Here is a 15,078-nt window from a genome sequence, read left to right as displayed (position 1 = left end):
CCTCACCAATTGCGGAACTTGGCCGGCGGATCGTAGAGATTGCCCGACCAGTGCATGAGCTCCTTGATAGAGCGCGCGGCGAGCAGGCTCTTGTTGGCCTCGAGCGGATCGATGCCAAGGTCTTCCGGCCGCTGGATCACCTTGCGGGCGCGCAGTTCCTCCACCGCCCTGGCGTCGCGAGCGCGCCCGACATCCGTGTAGCCGGCGACGCCCCGGATCGCCTGCTCGCGCTCGACGGGCGTGCGGCAGAGCAGGAGATTGGCGATGCCTTCCTCGGTCACGATGTGGCTGACGTCGTCGCCATAAATCATCACCGGGGGGAGAGCGAGATCGAGCGACTTCGCCAGCTCGATGCTGTCGAGGTTCTCGACGAAGGTCGGGCTGAGCTTCTCGCCGAAGGTCTCGACGATCTGCACCACGAGTTTTCGCCCGCGCGGCAGGCGCGTCGTCTCGCCCGCGGCCTCGCGGCCCGCCTTCAGCCAGGCATCGCTCGCATGGCGGCGGCCGCGCGGATCGGAGCCCATGTTCGGCGCGCCGCCGAAGCCGGCAATGCGGTCCTTGGTGAAGGTCGAGGAATTGCCGGCGAGGTCAATCTGCAGGGTCGAGCCGATGAACAGGTCGGTGGCGTAGAGCCCCGCAGACTGGCAGTACATGCGGTTCGAGGCCATGGAGCCGTCGCGGCCGGTGAAGAATATGTCCGGTCGAGCACGCATGTAGTCGTCCATGCCGACTTCCGAGCCGAAGCTGTGGACCTGTTCGACCCAGCCGCTCTCGATGGCCGGGATAAGGGTGGGGTGCGGGTTCAGCGCGAAATGGGTCGCGATCCTGCCCTTCAGGCCGAGCTGCTCGGCATAGGTCGGCAGGATCAGCTCGATGGCGGCAGTATTAAAGCCGATGCCGTGGTTCAGCCGCTTCACGCCATAGGGCGCGTAGATGCCCTTGATCGCCAGCATGGCGCCGAGGATTTGCGTTTCGGTGATCTGTGCCGGGTCGCGGGTGAACAGCGGCTCGACATAGAAGTTCGACGGTGCCGCCACGACGAAATCGACCCGGTCGCCCGGTACGTCGACGCGCGGCACCTTGTCGACCAACTCGTTGACCTGCGCAATGACGATGCCTTGCTTGAACGCGGTCGCCTCGATGACGACGGGCGAATCCTCGGTGTTCGGGCCCATATAGAGATTGCCGTCGCGGTCCGCACAGCGCGCCACGGTGAGCGCGACATGCGGGGTCAGATCGACGAAGTAGCGCGAGAACAGCTCGAGATAGGTATGAACCGCGCCGAGCTCGATCTTGCCGGCCTTGAGCGCGCGCGCGATCGCTGCTCCCTGCGGGCCGGAATAGGAGAAGTCGAGCCTCTTGGCGATGCCGGCCTCGAACAGGTCGAGATGCTCGGCCAGCACCACGCCCGACTGCACGATGTGCAGGTCCTTCACCACCGCAGGGTCGACCTCGGCGAGCCGGGCGGCGAGAAAGTCGGCCTGCTTCTGGTTATCGCCTTCGAGGCAGACCCGGTCACCGGCACGGACCACGGCCTCCAGCAGCTTCGTCGCGTCCTCGTGGGAGACCAGCTTGCCCCTGGCGTAGCGGGCGGCGGCGGCCAGGCGCTGCTCGCGCGATTGCCGGGTCGTATCCCAAGCGCGTTGCGATGGACCGTTCGATCGGGCATTCATGGACGAACCTCGTGCACCGGGAAGGAAGCTGCCGCGCCTTCGCACGCGACGGCTTTGCGATTTCCCATTCGGTCGCCTCGCCGCCTTGTGGGCCGCCTGCTCGATGAGGGCGGCAACCCGCACGGGATCCGAATGGCTGGCACCTGGCACGACGACGAAGGGGGCCCTGGCGCGCTCATGGTGGAAAGCGCTCGAGGTCGGGATTAATGATCTGGTCGTTGCCGGCGACGATGTCCCAACGCGGCTTGGTCTTCCACGCCGTGGCGGCCGGTGTTGAGCGTGACTAACTCGGTCTTAGTTATGGCCACCGAGCGTATTCACATTCGCGCAGAAAGCGGTGTAGGGCTGCCTCATGTCCGCGCACTCCTTCTTCATCGCTTCTCGCTTTTCGGCGGGCATGGCCATGAATACGGCCTTGAATTCCTCCATCGGCTTCATGGTTTTCATGCTGGCATCCGTAAAGAACGGCTCCATAGTGTCCGGCTCATCCAGCGTACCGGCAAGTGCAATGCCGCCAGACGCGGAAAGTGCAATTGCGGCACCGAGACAGATAGCTTTGATGTTCATGGGTATGGTCCTTCCCTGGAGTCAGCGGGTGGTGCCAACGACAAACCGCGTTGGTGGGGTAGAAAAATAACTCCCAACCCGACTTGTGTATTTTCTCCAACCACTAGTTTTTGTCTGGATGACTGTTGAAGGCCTTGCCATGGCGAATAAAGCCGCAGCAATGGACGCAGCGGCGAGCGTTACTTTGCATCGGCCGGGTTATGTCAGGGACGACCTGGTCTGGCCGTCTTGCGCTGAGCCGCAGGCGGGAGAAAATCGCGCCCTGCCACAACCTGGAAATTTGGCGATGATTTCAAATAAACGTAGTGATCAAGAATTTCCGCCGCCACGAGCGTTCTCAAGAGTTCCGATGTCGATCCTATGATGCGAACTCGGTATAGGAGACCTCGGTGCGCTGTGCCAGCGCGTAGGTGATCCCGCCCATAACCGCCTCCCTCAAGCCGCAGCTTTTCGCTAGCGACATTGGCAAAGCCCTCAATCATGTCCGGCGTGACCGCCTGATTACCGGTGGTGCGCTTTCGGCGTCGGTTATGGCCTGATCCCGAATCGACTTGAGACCTGCTATGCGCTGTTTCAGTATAGCATCATTGAGATCAGCGAGTCGTAAACCGATTGAGCCGCTGGTCCGTCTCCGTGATTCGCCGGTTAGTTCGGCGAGATATTCGTGGCCGCGCTCGGTCCCCTCTTGGCGACGATCGAGTTGACTGGTGACGACTGTTTCGTTTCCACTCGCTTGGGCTCGAGGAGCCTATCTTCGAGATGGTTTCGCCCATGCTGAGAAGATCGGGCAGCGAGCGGGCTTCCATCTTTCGCACCACTTGACCTCGGTGCGCCTTACGGTGATCTCGCTAGCTGTGAGCTTTCAATAGGTTGTCCATCCGGCCCGAACCGGGAAGCTGAGGTTGTCGAAGCTTCAGTGATTCTCGCAGGACCGGATGAACATCCACAAGTGTGGCCTTGCTTCGTTCGAGCGCCTATGCACCCCGAGCCACTTCCCCTCCACTGCCCTGAACTGCCCGACGAACCTCAGCCGCAAAACCTTTTACCGTGAAGCCTTCTGGAAGATGATCGATCAGGATGAGATCCGAGATCGCGTTCTTGGTGCGCAGCGGACGTATGGCTTGATATTCAGGCGAGCCGTACCAGGTCGTCGCGGCCGTTCGGTTGGGGAATTCCATCAGCACCACCGAACCGGGCCATGCACCTTCGATGACATCGACCTGGCCTTGAGCAAGCCACTTTCCGCCGTATGGCGCGACAGTCGCTTCGACCTCTTCGAGGTAAGCCAGTGCCTCGACATTCGGAATATCCCCAGGAAGGCGAAGGTGATTGATGAGATAGGTCTTCATGTTAGTAACTCCGTGGATAGAGAGCAGAGAAATCGCCTAGGTCGAAGCAACAATCCGCCGAAGCCGATCAGACCAGCGAGGAGAGATGTTAGTGGATCATGCCCGGTCGATCGTCACATCGGTGAGGTCGATGGTGTTGGCACGAACCCCTGGCTTGCCGTTGGCATCATGCAGCAGGACGCCGCCGCGTTGAAAAGACGAAACCGCCAAATCTCATCGGGTCATAAGTGTAGTGCGCAACAGGCGGGCTGCCGGTCACATTGCTATCACCGTGCTCACGCTGCGAAAGTAGACATTCGATGACTGGATCGGATGGCATGCCGTCTGACGCTGGAAATCTCGTGAAACCTTGGTTCGTTGTACGGGGGTCCAGGGCTGCGCGGAGATCGACAGAACGACATCGATATAGGGAAGGTCAATCCGTAAGATCGAGCCCCGTAACATCCGGCGACATACTCGCTACAGCTATCGTCCCAGTTGTTCCGGATTGGCGCCCGACAGGGTCGCGCACGCCGTTAGATGCCACGACACCGTCAGGAGGTATCTTTCGCTGAATATTGTCAAGCAACTGAATAGTCATTGGCCAGAGACCTTCATGAAAAATGTGCTTCTGGAAGCCGCGGCCAAGATCGGCGGTCGGAGCCAAGCTGAAGCTGCCAAAACGCAGGCGCAGGCCAGCCAACTCGTCCGCCCTTGGCGAGTGCGGTCTCAGAATATTTGAGCTGTCGACGCGCACAATTATACGGGAGTTTGGGGAATCTACATCATACGTCGAAAAACCCCCTACCTAGATATGATTTCGATGACATCCGTATCCAAACGAGTTGGCCAGCGCTCCTTTCAACGGTTGTGTGCGTCAAGTTCTGCAAATTGAGGCGGCCATACTGCTGGTCATGCGGCTTGGCGTAGAGCGAGCTTCTTGTGCTCGCGCAGGTCGTCCATCTTGATGTAGCGGTTGGCCTCCATCCAGTTTTCGTTGGTTTCGACGGCGAGCGCCCTGACCATGCGCAGGCAGCTTTCGGCGTTGGGGAAGATGCGCACGACATAGGTGCGCCGGCGGATTTCCCCGTTGAGCCGTTCGAGCATGTTGGTGGACTTGAGATGCTTGTGGTGCTGTCTCGGCAGCCTGAAGAAGGTCAGGGTCTGTTCGATGGCATCCTCGGCCCAGCCTGTCAGGCGCGGATAGCGCGGCGACCATTTGGCGAGCCATGCGGCGAGATCGGCCCTGGCCTCAGCGAGATCGCGCCGGTCGTAGAGCCAGCGCAACTCCTGCAGGCAGTCGTCGCCGTGCTTGCGCGGCAGATGATCGAGCGCGTTCCTGAGGAAGTGCACGTAGCAGCGTTGCCAGGCTGCTTCCGGGATCACCTCGCCGATCGCCGCCACCAGACCGGCGTGATCGTCGGACACGACCAATTCGACGCCCTTGAGGTCGCGTGCCTTCAGTGAGACGAGAAAGCCCTTCCAGGCCGAGCGGCTCTCGCGATTGGCCATCTCCACAGCCAGGATCTGGCGCCGGGGCGGTGCCAGAAGGGCTGATAGTCGCTGGCTACGGCATTGGAGAACTTGCCGCTTGGGGTGTCGCGACCTGGATCCAGAACGGATCGTCGATCTTGACTCACGTGCGGTCATACAGCGATGTTTTGGATCAAGGACGTACGACATCTTTCAGTGTCGCGTCACGGCCCGGCCAGGGGGCTTCGAGTAATGAGCAGTACTAGCCACCCGAGTGCTAAGAGAGCCGTCTCGTTCGGTCCGTTTCGATTGATGCCAAACGAACGGCTGTTGACCAGGGATGGCGTACCGGTTGCCGTTGGCGGCCGCGCTTTGGATATTCTCATCGCTCTGACAGATCGGGCGACTGAAATCGTCAGCGGCCGCGATCTGATCGACACTGTTTGGCGCGGCGTAACGGTCGAAGAGGCCAATCTCCGCGTCCACATCGCAGCCCTTCGTAAGGTGCTCGGCGATGGGAGGGACGGTAAGCGTTATCTGATTACCGTGCACGGCCGTGGATACACCTTCGTTGCGCCACTCGGTTACCAAGCCAGCCGATCCCCAACCGAGGTCGACCTCGCTCTGCAGCCGCCTAGGTTGAGGACGCTGCCGGCGCCTTTGAGATCGATGGCTGGCCGTGACGAAACGGTGAGGGACTTGGCAAGTCGGGTCTCGTCGGATCGTCTCTTGAGTATCGTAGGGCCAGGCGGAATCGGCAAGACGACCGTGGCGGTTGCGGTGGCCCATTCGCTCTTGCAAAGTTTCGGAGCTGAATCGGTCTTCTTTGTCGATCTCGGGTCAGTTGATCACAAGGCCGACGTCGCAAGTGCTATTGCCACCGCAATCGACTGTCCCATGCACGGTCTTTCTCCGGAACCCGCCATCCTCGATTTTCTGGCCGAAAAGCACGCATTGGTGGTGCTCGACAGCTGCGAACACGTTCTCGAGACCGTGGCGCCCTTGGCCGCACGTATCCTTGGCACTACGCCATCCGTGCACCTGCTGACGACTAGCCGAGAAGCCTTGCGGATTGAAATTGAGAACGTTCATCTGCTCCGACCCCTTGACTGGCCTATGGAGGACTTCCCCTCCGCCGCTACAGCGCTCCGATCGTCGGCGGTGAAGCTGTTCATGGACCGCGCTGCGTCGAGCGGTCATTGGGACAATCTCAGTGATGCCGACGCGCCAGTGGTGGTGGACATTTGCCGACGGCTCGACGGGATCGCGCTGGCCATCGAACTCGTCGCCAGTCGGGTTGGCACATATGGCATTCTGGGTGTGGCCGATCTTTTAAAGCACCCCAACGCGCTTCAGTTGCCGGGGCGACGCAGTTCGCTCCCACGCCATCAAACGCTCCATGCGATGCTGGACTGGAGCTTTAACCTGCTGTCGCCGAGCGAGCGAGAAACACTTTTCACACTGTCAATATTCGTGGGTCAGTTCCCACTCGAGGCCGCCTATTCAGTTGCCGGCGTCGCTCCGCATGAACGCCAGGGGTTCGCTGCTGCGATCTCGAGCCTGGTCGATAAGTCTCTGATTACAATCTCATCGACAAGCGGTCCGGTCTATTACCGGCTACTGGACACAACCAGGGCGTACGCCTCCGGCATTCTGGAGGAGACTGACGAGGTTGCCGCGATTGCCTCACGCCACGCCTCCCACTTTTGCGCCTTTCTCAAATCGTTCGTAGCCGATCGGCAGGGTTTCGACGGCCGTGAAGCGGCGCAGTATGCCCCTCATCTCGGCAACATCCGCAAGGCGCTTAGCTGGAGCTTCTCGGATAACGGCGAGCCGTTGGTTGCGCACGAACTCGCCGCTTATGCAGCGCCTCTCCTGCTCGGATTGTCACAGTTCGATGAATGTCAGCGATGGTGCCGACAGGCCCTTGCCGGATTGACAGATAGAGAAATCGGAACACTGCGAGAGCTGCAGCTATTACACGCGCTCTCGCGGTCCGCTATCTATGCGCCGACCGACTTCAACGAGGCCAAAGCGACTTTTGAGAGGGGGCTTCAACTTTCTAAAGACCTCCACGACGAACGTCGTCATTTCGACCTGCTGGCCGATTTCAACGTCTTTCTGGTTCGCCATGGCGACTTCAAAGGAGCTATGGCAACCGCCAAAGAGAGTGCCGCAGTCGCGAGCAGCACCGGTGATGCCGCGCAACGGGTCCTTTCTGAATGGATGTTGGGGGCCTCATACCACGCAGCAGGCGATCAGGCAGCTGCCTTGAAGCACTGCCGGAGCGGCTTTCGCTTGCACGCCACGAGCGGCCCCCTGCAATTGGATCTTGCGTGCGAGGCCCGCGCGCGGTTTGGTTTAACGCGGAGTTTGTGGCTGCAGGGATTTCCGGATCAAGCTCTTGAAAGCGCCTATCTGACGATGAGCCACATGGCAAAATACAGCCATCATGCCTCTTATTGCTTCGCTCTCGTGTGGACGATTCCGGTTCTCATCTGGTGTGGCGAAACCGACGCCGCGGTCGAGCCGATTGAGGTCGCGCTGGCGCACTCGGCCAAGTATTCTCTCGCTAGTTTTCATGCCATCGCCAAGGCACAGAAAGCCGAGTTGGTGCTGACCAAGGGCAACGACCGACATGCCCTGGAAATGCTGAGTGATGTCCACGCGGCGATGCTCGCTAGCCAAACTTACAGTATCATAGCCTCATCAACGTCTTGCGTCTTTGCCAAGGCGTTGGCGAATGCGGGCCGAAGCGGAGAGGCCGTGTCTATCATGGAGGCCGCGCTCGCACGTGCGGAGCAGGTTGACGAACAATGTTGGAGGCCCGAATTGCTGCGGACCCAAGGGGAGGTCGCATTGCTCGCGCCAGAGCCCAACAAGATAGAGGCAGAGCGCTTTCTTGTGCAGTCTGTGGAGTGCGCCCGGTCCCAGGGCGCACTCGCTTGGGCTCTGAAGGCAGCTATCCCGCTTGCTCATTTGTGGCGCGCAACAGGCAGGACAGCCGAGGCACAATCGCTCCTTGCTGGCGTTTATGGGCAATTCACCGAAGGCTTTCAAACGCAGGATCTGATCGCGTCACGTGCGCTACTCTGCGCATTGGGATCAGCATCCAGGATGCGAGCGCGCACGACCTAGCCCTTGCGGCAGTCGGGGCCGCTGCTGGCATAACCGCGCAGCTGAGATTGACCGGCGCTGCCGGAATTGTCATCGCCGTGATGTTCGCGGGGACGCAGCAGTTGGCGAGCTCGGCGATGCAGCCAGGGCAGTCGTGGTCGACATCACCGATGCCGAGGCGGTGCTTGCGGCACACGCCCGCACCGAAGACGAGATTGGGGACGTCTCGATCCTGGTCAATTCGGCGGGGATAGCCGGGCCCAATCATACGCTCGATGCATACCCGCTCGATGCCTGGCGGCGCGTCATCGATATCAATCTCAACGGAACCTTCCACGTCAACCGCGCTGTCGTGCCTGCCATGAAGGCGCGCAATTACGGCCGCATTGTTAACGTCGCCTCGATCGCCGGCAAAGAAGGCAATCCCAACGCCTCGGCTTATTCGGCCTCCAAGGCAGGTGTGATAGGACTGACCAAGTCGTTGGGCAAGGAACTTGCCGGCTACGACATAGCGGTCAACTGCATCACGCCGGCTGCGGCGCGCACGCCGATCTTCGATCAGATGAAACAGGAGCATATCGATTACATGCTGTCCAAGATCCCGCGCGCGCGGTTCCTGGAAGTCGACGAGGCGGCAAACATGGTCGCCTGGCTGGTCTCGAAGGAGAACAGCTTCACCACCGCGTCGGTGTTCGATCTCTCCGGCGGCCGCGCCACCTATTGATTTCCAAACCAGGAAAATTCGCGAAACCGGCGGCAGGCTCAAGACGAGCAGCGGAATAAAAGATAAACACATTGATAAATAACGATAATGGTGGGCCCGAAGGGCGTACCTGAATTATTGATTTCATTGGCTTTTTTCGTGGGCCAAAATCAGAGATTTTCCCGTATCGTTCCGCATGGTCCCGCACGCCAGCCATGATCTCGAATTCGATTGCCACCTGCCGAAGCGGTTATCTGACGGCCCATGGCGCGCGACATGGCCCGCGATATCACCGCCACCGACACCTATGTCACTTCGCGCTGCGAGCGGGAGAAGTCGAGAGGCTGTTGGCCTACCTCAAGCGCGTTCTGAAGCTGGATCGCCTGCGACTATGAGGACCAACAGTGGCCCCGGCCTCCGAACATCCTCAAATGGCGACCAACGAACGCGCTGCCATCAGCCGATTTCTTCAAAACGATCCGCCAGAAAGCACGATGAAAGCCCGGCGAGTCGAATCCCCGGGGCAAATGGTCGCCGGTCTGTCTTAGCCGCGCTGCTTGGCCCTGTTTGCACCGCCCCACAGCGAACCGGGATTTGCGTGACGCGGATACAGCGCCAGCATCGCGTCGTAGAGTTCTCGTGCGTTGGATGTGACCGCGTCGAGGCGATTGAAATCGCGCAGATACTGCTGCGTCTCGGTAACGATGCTTGGGTCGTCCCTATTCTCCGGCGCCTTGTGGCCGGCGATCACTGCCTTCGGGTTCAAGGCCGCCAGCCTTTCCAGCGCAGCAATCCACTCGAGCCTGCTTTCGGCATCGGTCTCGCCGAGATAGGGGTGGATGCCGTTGTAGACCACGTCGCCCCCGACAATCAGGCCGATCGACGGCACATGAAGGACGGTGGAATGGGCGGTGTCCGTGCGGCCGGTCTCCACAACCTCCAGTTTGTGCCCCTCCAGGTCCATCGTGCCGCTTTCAAGCGGATCGGCGATGCGCAGATGTTCCGGAATCTGATTGGGAAAGAGGCGGCGCCAGAAGTCTTTCTGCCACGCCTCAGTCAACTGGCTGCGCATGGCCTCGACCACCTCTGGCGTGGCGACGGCGCGTGCTGCCGGAAAGCGTTCCAGCAATGGAGCCAGGCCGAAAAAATGGTCCCCGTGCCCATGTGTCACATAGATGGTGACGAGCTTCTTGCCGCTGACGGCAACCCAATCCACCAGCGTGCGTGACTGGTCTATTGTCAGAAACGTATCCACCAGTACTGCGTCGCGCGCGCCGTGAATCAGCGTCGAGGAGTTTGCCACCCACGCCAGGTCTTCCATGCCCGGCGGCAGATCGCGGGTAAGCCCGGGTCGCGTGACCGTCAGCACATCCCATTGGAGGCCGCTGTTGTGAGGTTTGTTCGATGTCATGGCGCGATCCTTATTCACAACTTTACTGGCCGGCGCCGGAAGCGCCCGCGTTGACTGATGCGGAATGGACGTCTTAGGGGCAGCCCAGGCCGTCGGGACGCCCGGCTCGCTGCCTCGCCGTCGGCCAGCGGCTATTTTGCGCTGGCCGCCTCCTTGATCAGGGAAGCTACCTGTTTTGGGTGGGATACCATGATGACATGGGAAGCACCGTCGATGGCCACCGTGTCCCGCGACTTGGCCCGGTCGGCCATGAACTCCATCGCGGCCGGCGGGATGTTCCGGTCAGCCGTGCCGTAGATCCAGTATGAGGGCACCGTCTTCCAGGCAGCCGCACCCGAGGGCTCCGTCAGAGCTGCCTGCGCCACCGGCCGCTGGGTGGCAGCCATCAACCGTGCCTGCTCCACCGGTACGTCGGAGGCGAATTGCTGCGGGAACTTGGACTGCTCGATATAGAGATCTGTCATGCCATTGCTCAAGGCCACCGGCGGAGCGAGCGTGTCGCCAAGGGTACTGCCCGGAAACTTGCCCGTCAGGCCGAGGCTCGTCTCGCCCGTTTCAGGCGCGAACGCCGACACATAGACAAGGGCCTTCACGTTCGCGTTGCCGTTCGCAGCCTCGGTGATCACTGCACCACCATATGAGTGACCGACCAGGATCACGGGGCCTTTCACGGACTTGACCACGGCTGACACGGCGACTCCGTCGCTGGCTACTCCACGCAGCGGATTGGCGGCCGCTATGACGTGGAACCGATCCTTTTCCAACTCTTCGATGACGCGGTTCCAGCTCGACGATCCTGCGAAGGCTCCGTGTACCAGGACGACTGTGGGCTTCGGTTCCTCAGCGCTGTGCGCGGCTCCTGCGCCCGAAAGGCCGACAGCAGCTGCGAGTGCCAGGTTATTGATAATTTTGCGCATAATGTTCCTCCTTGATTGAACGGAATGCGGATGGGGAGAAAGTGACGTATGGGAATCGCCAGTCACACGTACGTACGATGCAGCCTGCGCACCGGGTGGCCGCCCGGATCAACACGCTGCATATTCGGCTACCGGGAACAGGGGAGGTCAAGCCTCTTCGCGATGCCGGCCTCGAACAGGTCGAGATGCTCGGCCAGCACCACGCCCGACTGCACGATGGCGTAGCGGGCGGCGGCGGCCAGGCGCTGCTCGCGCGATTGCCGGGTCGTATCCCAAGCGCGTTGCGATGGACCGTTCGATCGGGCATTCATGGACGAACCTCGTGCGCCGGGAAGGAAGCTGCCGCGCCTTCGCGCGCGACGGCTTTGCGATTTCCCATTCGGTCGCCTCGCCGCCTTGTGGGCCGCCTGCTCGATGAGGGCGGCAACCCGCACGGGATCCGAGTGGCTGGCACCTGGCACGACGACGAAGGGGGCCCTGGCGCGCTCATGGTGGAAAGCGCTCGAGGTCGGGATTAATGATCTGGTCGTTGCCGGCGACGATGTCCCAACGCGGCTTGGTCTTCCACGCCGTGGCGGCCGGTGTTGAGCGTGACTAACTCGGTCTTAGTTATGGCCACCGAGCGTATTCACATTCGCGCAGAAGTCGGTGTATGGCTGCCTCATGCCCGCGCACTCGTTCTTCATCGCTTCTTGCTTTTCGGCGGGCATGGCCATGAATACGGCCTTGAATTCTTCCCGCGGCTTCATGATTTTCATGCTGGCGTCCGTAAAGAACGGCTGCATAGTGTCCGGCTCATCCAGCGTGCCGGCAAGTGCAATGCCGCCAGACGCGGAAAGTGCAATTGCGGCACCGAGACAGATAGCTTTGATGTTCATGGGTATGGTCCTTCCCTGGAGTCAGCGGGTGGTGCCAACGACAAACCGCGTTGGTGGGGTAGAAAAATAACTCCCAACCCGACTTGTGTATTTTCTCCAACCACTAGTTTTTGTCTGGATGACTGTTGAAGGCCTTGCCATGGCGAATAAAGCCGCAGCAATGGACGCAGCGGCGAGCGTTACTTTGCATCGGCCGGGTTATGTCAGGGAGGCGGACCGTCGTCTGGACGTCGTGCACCGCGCCGCATGCCACGCGGCTTGGCGCTGTCAATTCGTAACGATCAGTGAGGCCCGTGAGTTGAACCTGCCCGGCGAAAGCTTGACCGGAGACAGACCGGTCAGAGACAGAGGGGAGCCGCGTCGAGAGGCGCAGTCCGGAATAAGCTGTCACCCATCTCTCCGCAGAACTATGAACGCTGAACGCCGCCGATTGTACGCTCGGCGTGGCGACGAGCGTACGTGGCAGTTTCGATTTCGACCTCGCGATCCCGTCTGTGCAGCATGCGCATTATCGTTGCCAGAAGGGCAGCTTGGCGATCTCTTCCTCGACCTGCCGTCTCGTCAGGCCGATGTCGTCGATCAAATGGGGGTTGTCCTTCGACATTCGCTTAAGTTCCCAGCGAAAGCGTGTCTGCTCGCGCCAGGTCACGATAATGCTTCTCAGGGCCGCGAGGCTGTAGCGCCGACGCGACGCCCGCCCCACGCACGTTCCCGGCCGCGCTGCCTGAAGCGGGGCTGACGCAAGGGTGTTGTTCATGGCAACCTCCATATGGTTTGAGGGCCGGTGGCCCTCGACCTGAAAGAGGTTGAATTCTGCAGGATACGAACAGCGTCGTAATTAAGCTCTCCCAAATAGTTCTCAAAACTTCCAAACGGGCTATAGATGCGCCTTATGCAGGGAGAGCGCTTTGCCTTTGGTCCGTTCGTGCTTGATTCCGATGCGGGAACGCTCCTTCGGAACGATATTCCCGTTGCCGTTGGCTACCGCGGGCTGAAGCTGCTTGCGGCGCTCGTCGGACGGCCCGGCGAAATCCTTGAGAAGGCCGAGTTGATGGACGCGGCGTGGCCGGGCACGGCCGTCGAGGAAGGCAACCTCACCGTCCAGATCTCGCAACTGCGCAAGCTGCTCGGTCCGGCCGCCGACGGCGGTGAATGGATATCAACGGTTCCGCGCGTCGGCTACCGCTTCACGGGGACCACCGAACAGCTCGGCGACGCGAAGCGAAAACCTTTGCCGCTGCCCGGCAAGCCATCGATTGCCGTGCTGCCCTTCGTCAACTTCAGCAACGATCCCGAGCAGGAATCCTTCGCGGATGGGCTGACCGAAGACCTGATCACCGACCTGTCAAGGAACGCCGGCCTGTTCGTCATCGCACGCAACTCGGTCTTTGCCTACAAAGGAAAGGCGATGGACGTGCGCGAGATCGCTGAGGATCTTGGCGTGCGCTACCTGCTGGAGGGCAGCGCACGACGCGCCGCGGCGCGCGTGCGCATCAACGCGCAGCTGGTCGACGCGGTGAGCGGCGAACATCTGTGGGCGGAACGCTTCGATCGGAGCCTGGAAGACATCTTCGCCGTTCAGGACGAGGTGACGGCCAAGATCGTGGAGGCGTTGCTCGGCCGGCTGCGTGCACCGCCGCCGCGCAATCGGCCCAAAAATCTAGAGGCTTACGATCTCTGCGTGCGGGCGCGCAAGCTGATCGACGATTCGCCGCAGACGGCGCGGGAAGCGCATCTGATGCTCACGCGCGCGGTTTCGCTCGATCCGGAATACGCCGAGGCCTATCGCTGGCTTGCCATGAACCACTGGATGGGATGGGTGCATTGGGGCCAACCTATTGAACCTAACCGTAGCGTTGCCTTGGAACTGGCGCGCAAAGCTGTAGCGATCGATCCCAACGATGCTGGCTGCCACTGGGTGCTGGCCAACCTGCTGGCCTATGAGCGCAGCTTCGCCGAGGCGGATGCGGAATTTGCCAAGGCGTTCGAGCTCGACCCGAACGAGGCCGACGCCTGGGCGACACTGTCCGACATCACGACGCTGGCCGGGCGGGTCGAGGAGGGCCTTGAGCAGATTCGCAAGGCGTTCCGGCTGAACCCGTTTCCGGCAAGCTGGTACTATCTGACGCTCGGCCAGGCGCAATATGCGGCCCGCGAATACGAAGCCGCTGTCGAGACCCTGCGCAGGGACGAGACTTATCGCACGAGCTCACGCCGTTTCCTGGCGGCAAGCCTCGCGCAACTGGGTCGGCTGGACGAGGCGCGCGCGGAGGTTGAGCTGTTCCTTGTCAGCAACCCGCATTTCACAACCCACTTCTGGGTCACGACGGAGCCATTCCGCGACGCTGCGATGCTCGATCATTTCGTCGATGGCTTCCGCAAGGCGGGCCTTCCGGAGTGATGCGCCGGCGTGACCTCCCAAACGGCCATTCGATCCGAAAGCTGCCGGGGTGATGCGGACATGAAGGTGCCGCTCGTGCGGCCTACTCGTCAAAGCGGCCGGTGGCGTCACGATCGCGGTCGTATCGTCTCGTGAGCGGAAACGGCGGCAACCAGGACTCGCGACGGACGGTCCAGCTTTCATAGGTTGGCATCAGTTGGTCAGGGGCATCGAGGGATCCCAGGTGCACTTCGATTTCGTCCGCGCTGCGTGCGAAAACGGACGAGCCGCAGCGGGGGCAGAAAAACCGCCCGGCATAGTCGCGTGTTTCGCCATCGATCGTCACCGCATCCTGAGGGAACACCGCGGCAGCGTAGAAAAGGGCTCCATGATGCTTGCGGCAGTCGAGGCAGTGACAAATGCCGACCCGGTATGGGAGTCCCGACGCCACTATTCGGACGTTGCCGCACAGGCAACCACCGGTGAACCGGTCCATGCCGCGTCTCCTCTAAAATGCGGTCGGAATGGTTACAACGAACCGCACTGTCATTGCAATTGCCGCTGCGGGCAGGGACTCGTCGTTCTTCCGTAGCGGGCTGGACCCCGCCCGCGCTTTGTTCTCACGCAGTTT

Annotated in this window: 13 protein-coding genes and 1 pseudogene; 3 read left to right on the top strand and 11 right to left on the bottom strand. The window is 60.9% G+C overall.

Going from position 1 to position 15,078, the window contains the following annotated elements:
* Positions 1 to 2 precede the first annotated feature (2 nt).
* The 5 genes and pseudogenes from mdcA to OHD62_RS01690 all read right to left on the bottom strand — a co-directional run.
* Positions 3 to 1,673 carry a malonate decarboxylase subunit alpha gene (gene mdcA, locus OHD62_RS01710; RefSeq protein WP_263780501.1) on the bottom strand — a complete coding sequence of 557 codons (1,671 nt, stop codon included), beginning with the start codon at positions 1,671 to 1,673 and terminating at the stop codon, positions 3 to 5.
* A 294-nt stretch (positions 1,674 to 1,967) separates the two neighbouring features.
* Positions 1,968 to 2,240, bottom strand: coding sequence for a hypothetical protein (locus tag OHD62_RS01705; protein ID WP_263780500.1), 273 nt, complete (start codon positions 2,238 to 2,240; stop codon positions 1,968 to 1,970).
* Between the two features lie 974 nt (positions 2,241 to 3,214).
* Positions 3,215 to 3,589, bottom strand: coding sequence for a DUF1330 domain-containing protein (locus tag OHD62_RS01700; protein ID WP_263780499.1), 375 nt, complete (start codon positions 3,587 to 3,589; stop codon positions 3,215 to 3,217).
* A 415-nt stretch (positions 3,590 to 4,004) separates the two neighbouring features.
* The gene (locus OHD62_RS01695) at positions 4,005 to 4,271 is read right to left on the bottom strand and encodes a hypothetical protein (RefSeq protein WP_263780498.1); all 267 of its coding nucleotides are present in this window, start codon (positions 4,269 to 4,271) and stop codon (positions 4,005 to 4,007) included.
* 209 nt (positions 4,272 to 4,480) lie between these two features.
* Positions 4,481 to 5,104 (bottom strand): annotated as a pseudogene (locus OHD62_RS01690) (transposase); the annotation flags it as partial.
* A gap of 267 nt (positions 5,105 to 5,371) precedes the next feature.
* On the opposite strand from OHD62_RS01690, the gene OHD62_RS01685 reads away from it, so the two are divergent.
* Together OHD62_RS01685 and OHD62_RS01680 are read left to right on the top strand one after the other, a co-directional pair.
* Positions 5,372 to 8,179, top strand: coding sequence for an ATP-binding protein (locus OHD62_RS01685; RefSeq protein ID WP_263780497.1), 2,808 nt, complete (start codon positions 5,372 to 5,374; stop codon positions 8,177 to 8,179).
* A complete protein-coding gene (locus OHD62_RS01680) occupies positions 8,124 to 8,882 on the top strand; it encodes an SDR family NAD(P)-dependent oxidoreductase (protein WP_412177332.1) in 759 nt (252 codons plus the stop codon). Before OHD62_RS01685 ends, OHD62_RS01680 begins: the two co-directional genes overlap by 56 nt.
* 523 nt (positions 8,883 to 9,405) lie before the next feature.
* On the opposite strand, the gene OHD62_RS01675 is transcribed toward OHD62_RS01680, so the two are convergent.
* The 5 genes from OHD62_RS01675 to OHD62_RS01655 form a co-directional block, all read right to left on the bottom strand.
* A complete protein-coding gene (locus OHD62_RS01675; RefSeq protein WP_318528588.1) occupies positions 9,406 to 10,290 on the bottom strand; it encodes an MBL fold metallo-hydrolase in 885 nt (294 codons plus the stop codon).
* A gap of 113 nt (positions 10,291 to 10,403) precedes the next feature.
* Positions 10,404 to 11,189, bottom strand: coding sequence for an alpha/beta fold hydrolase (locus tag OHD62_RS01670; protein WP_263780495.1), 786 nt, complete (start codon positions 11,187 to 11,189; stop codon positions 10,404 to 10,406).
* Positions 11,190 to 11,317: 128 nt separating this feature from the next.
* Entirely contained in the window at positions 11,318 to 11,500 is a 183-nt protein-coding gene (locus tag OHD62_RS01665; RefSeq protein WP_263780494.1) for a hypothetical protein, read from the bottom strand.
* Positions 11,501 to 11,794: 294 nt separating this feature from the next.
* Positions 11,795 to 12,067: a hypothetical protein gene (locus OHD62_RS01660; RefSeq protein WP_263780493.1), complete on the bottom strand. Its 273-nt coding sequence runs from the start codon at positions 12,065 to 12,067 to the stop codon at positions 11,795 to 11,797.
* Positions 12,068 to 12,575: 508 nt separating this feature from the next.
* Positions 12,576 to 12,824 (bottom strand): DUF1127 domain-containing protein, encoded by a 249-nt coding sequence (locus OHD62_RS01655; RefSeq protein ID WP_263780492.1) that lies wholly within the window; start codon positions 12,822 to 12,824, stop codon positions 12,576 to 12,578.
* Between the two features lie 126 nt (positions 12,825 to 12,950).
* On the opposite strand from OHD62_RS01655, the gene OHD62_RS01650 reads away from it, so the two are divergent.
* The gene (locus OHD62_RS01650; protein ID WP_263780491.1) at positions 12,951 to 14,468 is read left to right on the top strand and encodes a winged helix-turn-helix domain-containing tetratricopeptide repeat protein; all 1,518 of its coding nucleotides are present in this window, start codon (positions 12,951 to 12,953) and stop codon (positions 14,466 to 14,468) included.
* Positions 14,469 to 14,550: 82 nt separating this feature from the next.
* Here OHD62_RS01650 and OHD62_RS01645 read toward each other — a convergent pair whose 3' ends face one another.
* Positions 14,551 to 14,943 carry a GFA family protein gene (locus tag OHD62_RS01645; protein WP_263780490.1) on the bottom strand — a complete coding sequence of 131 codons (393 nt, stop codon included), beginning with the start codon at positions 14,941 to 14,943 and terminating at the stop codon, positions 14,551 to 14,553.
* Positions 14,944 to 15,078 lie beyond the last annotated feature (135 nt).

The sequence above is a fragment of the Mesorhizobium sp. YC-39 genome (genome assembly GCF_025753795.1).
Lineage (GTDB): Bacteria > Pseudomonadota > Alphaproteobacteria > Rhizobiales > Rhizobiaceae > Mesorhizobium.
Note: the sequence above shows the minus strand (reverse complement) of the source record. Positions and strands in the feature narration are given on the sequence as shown.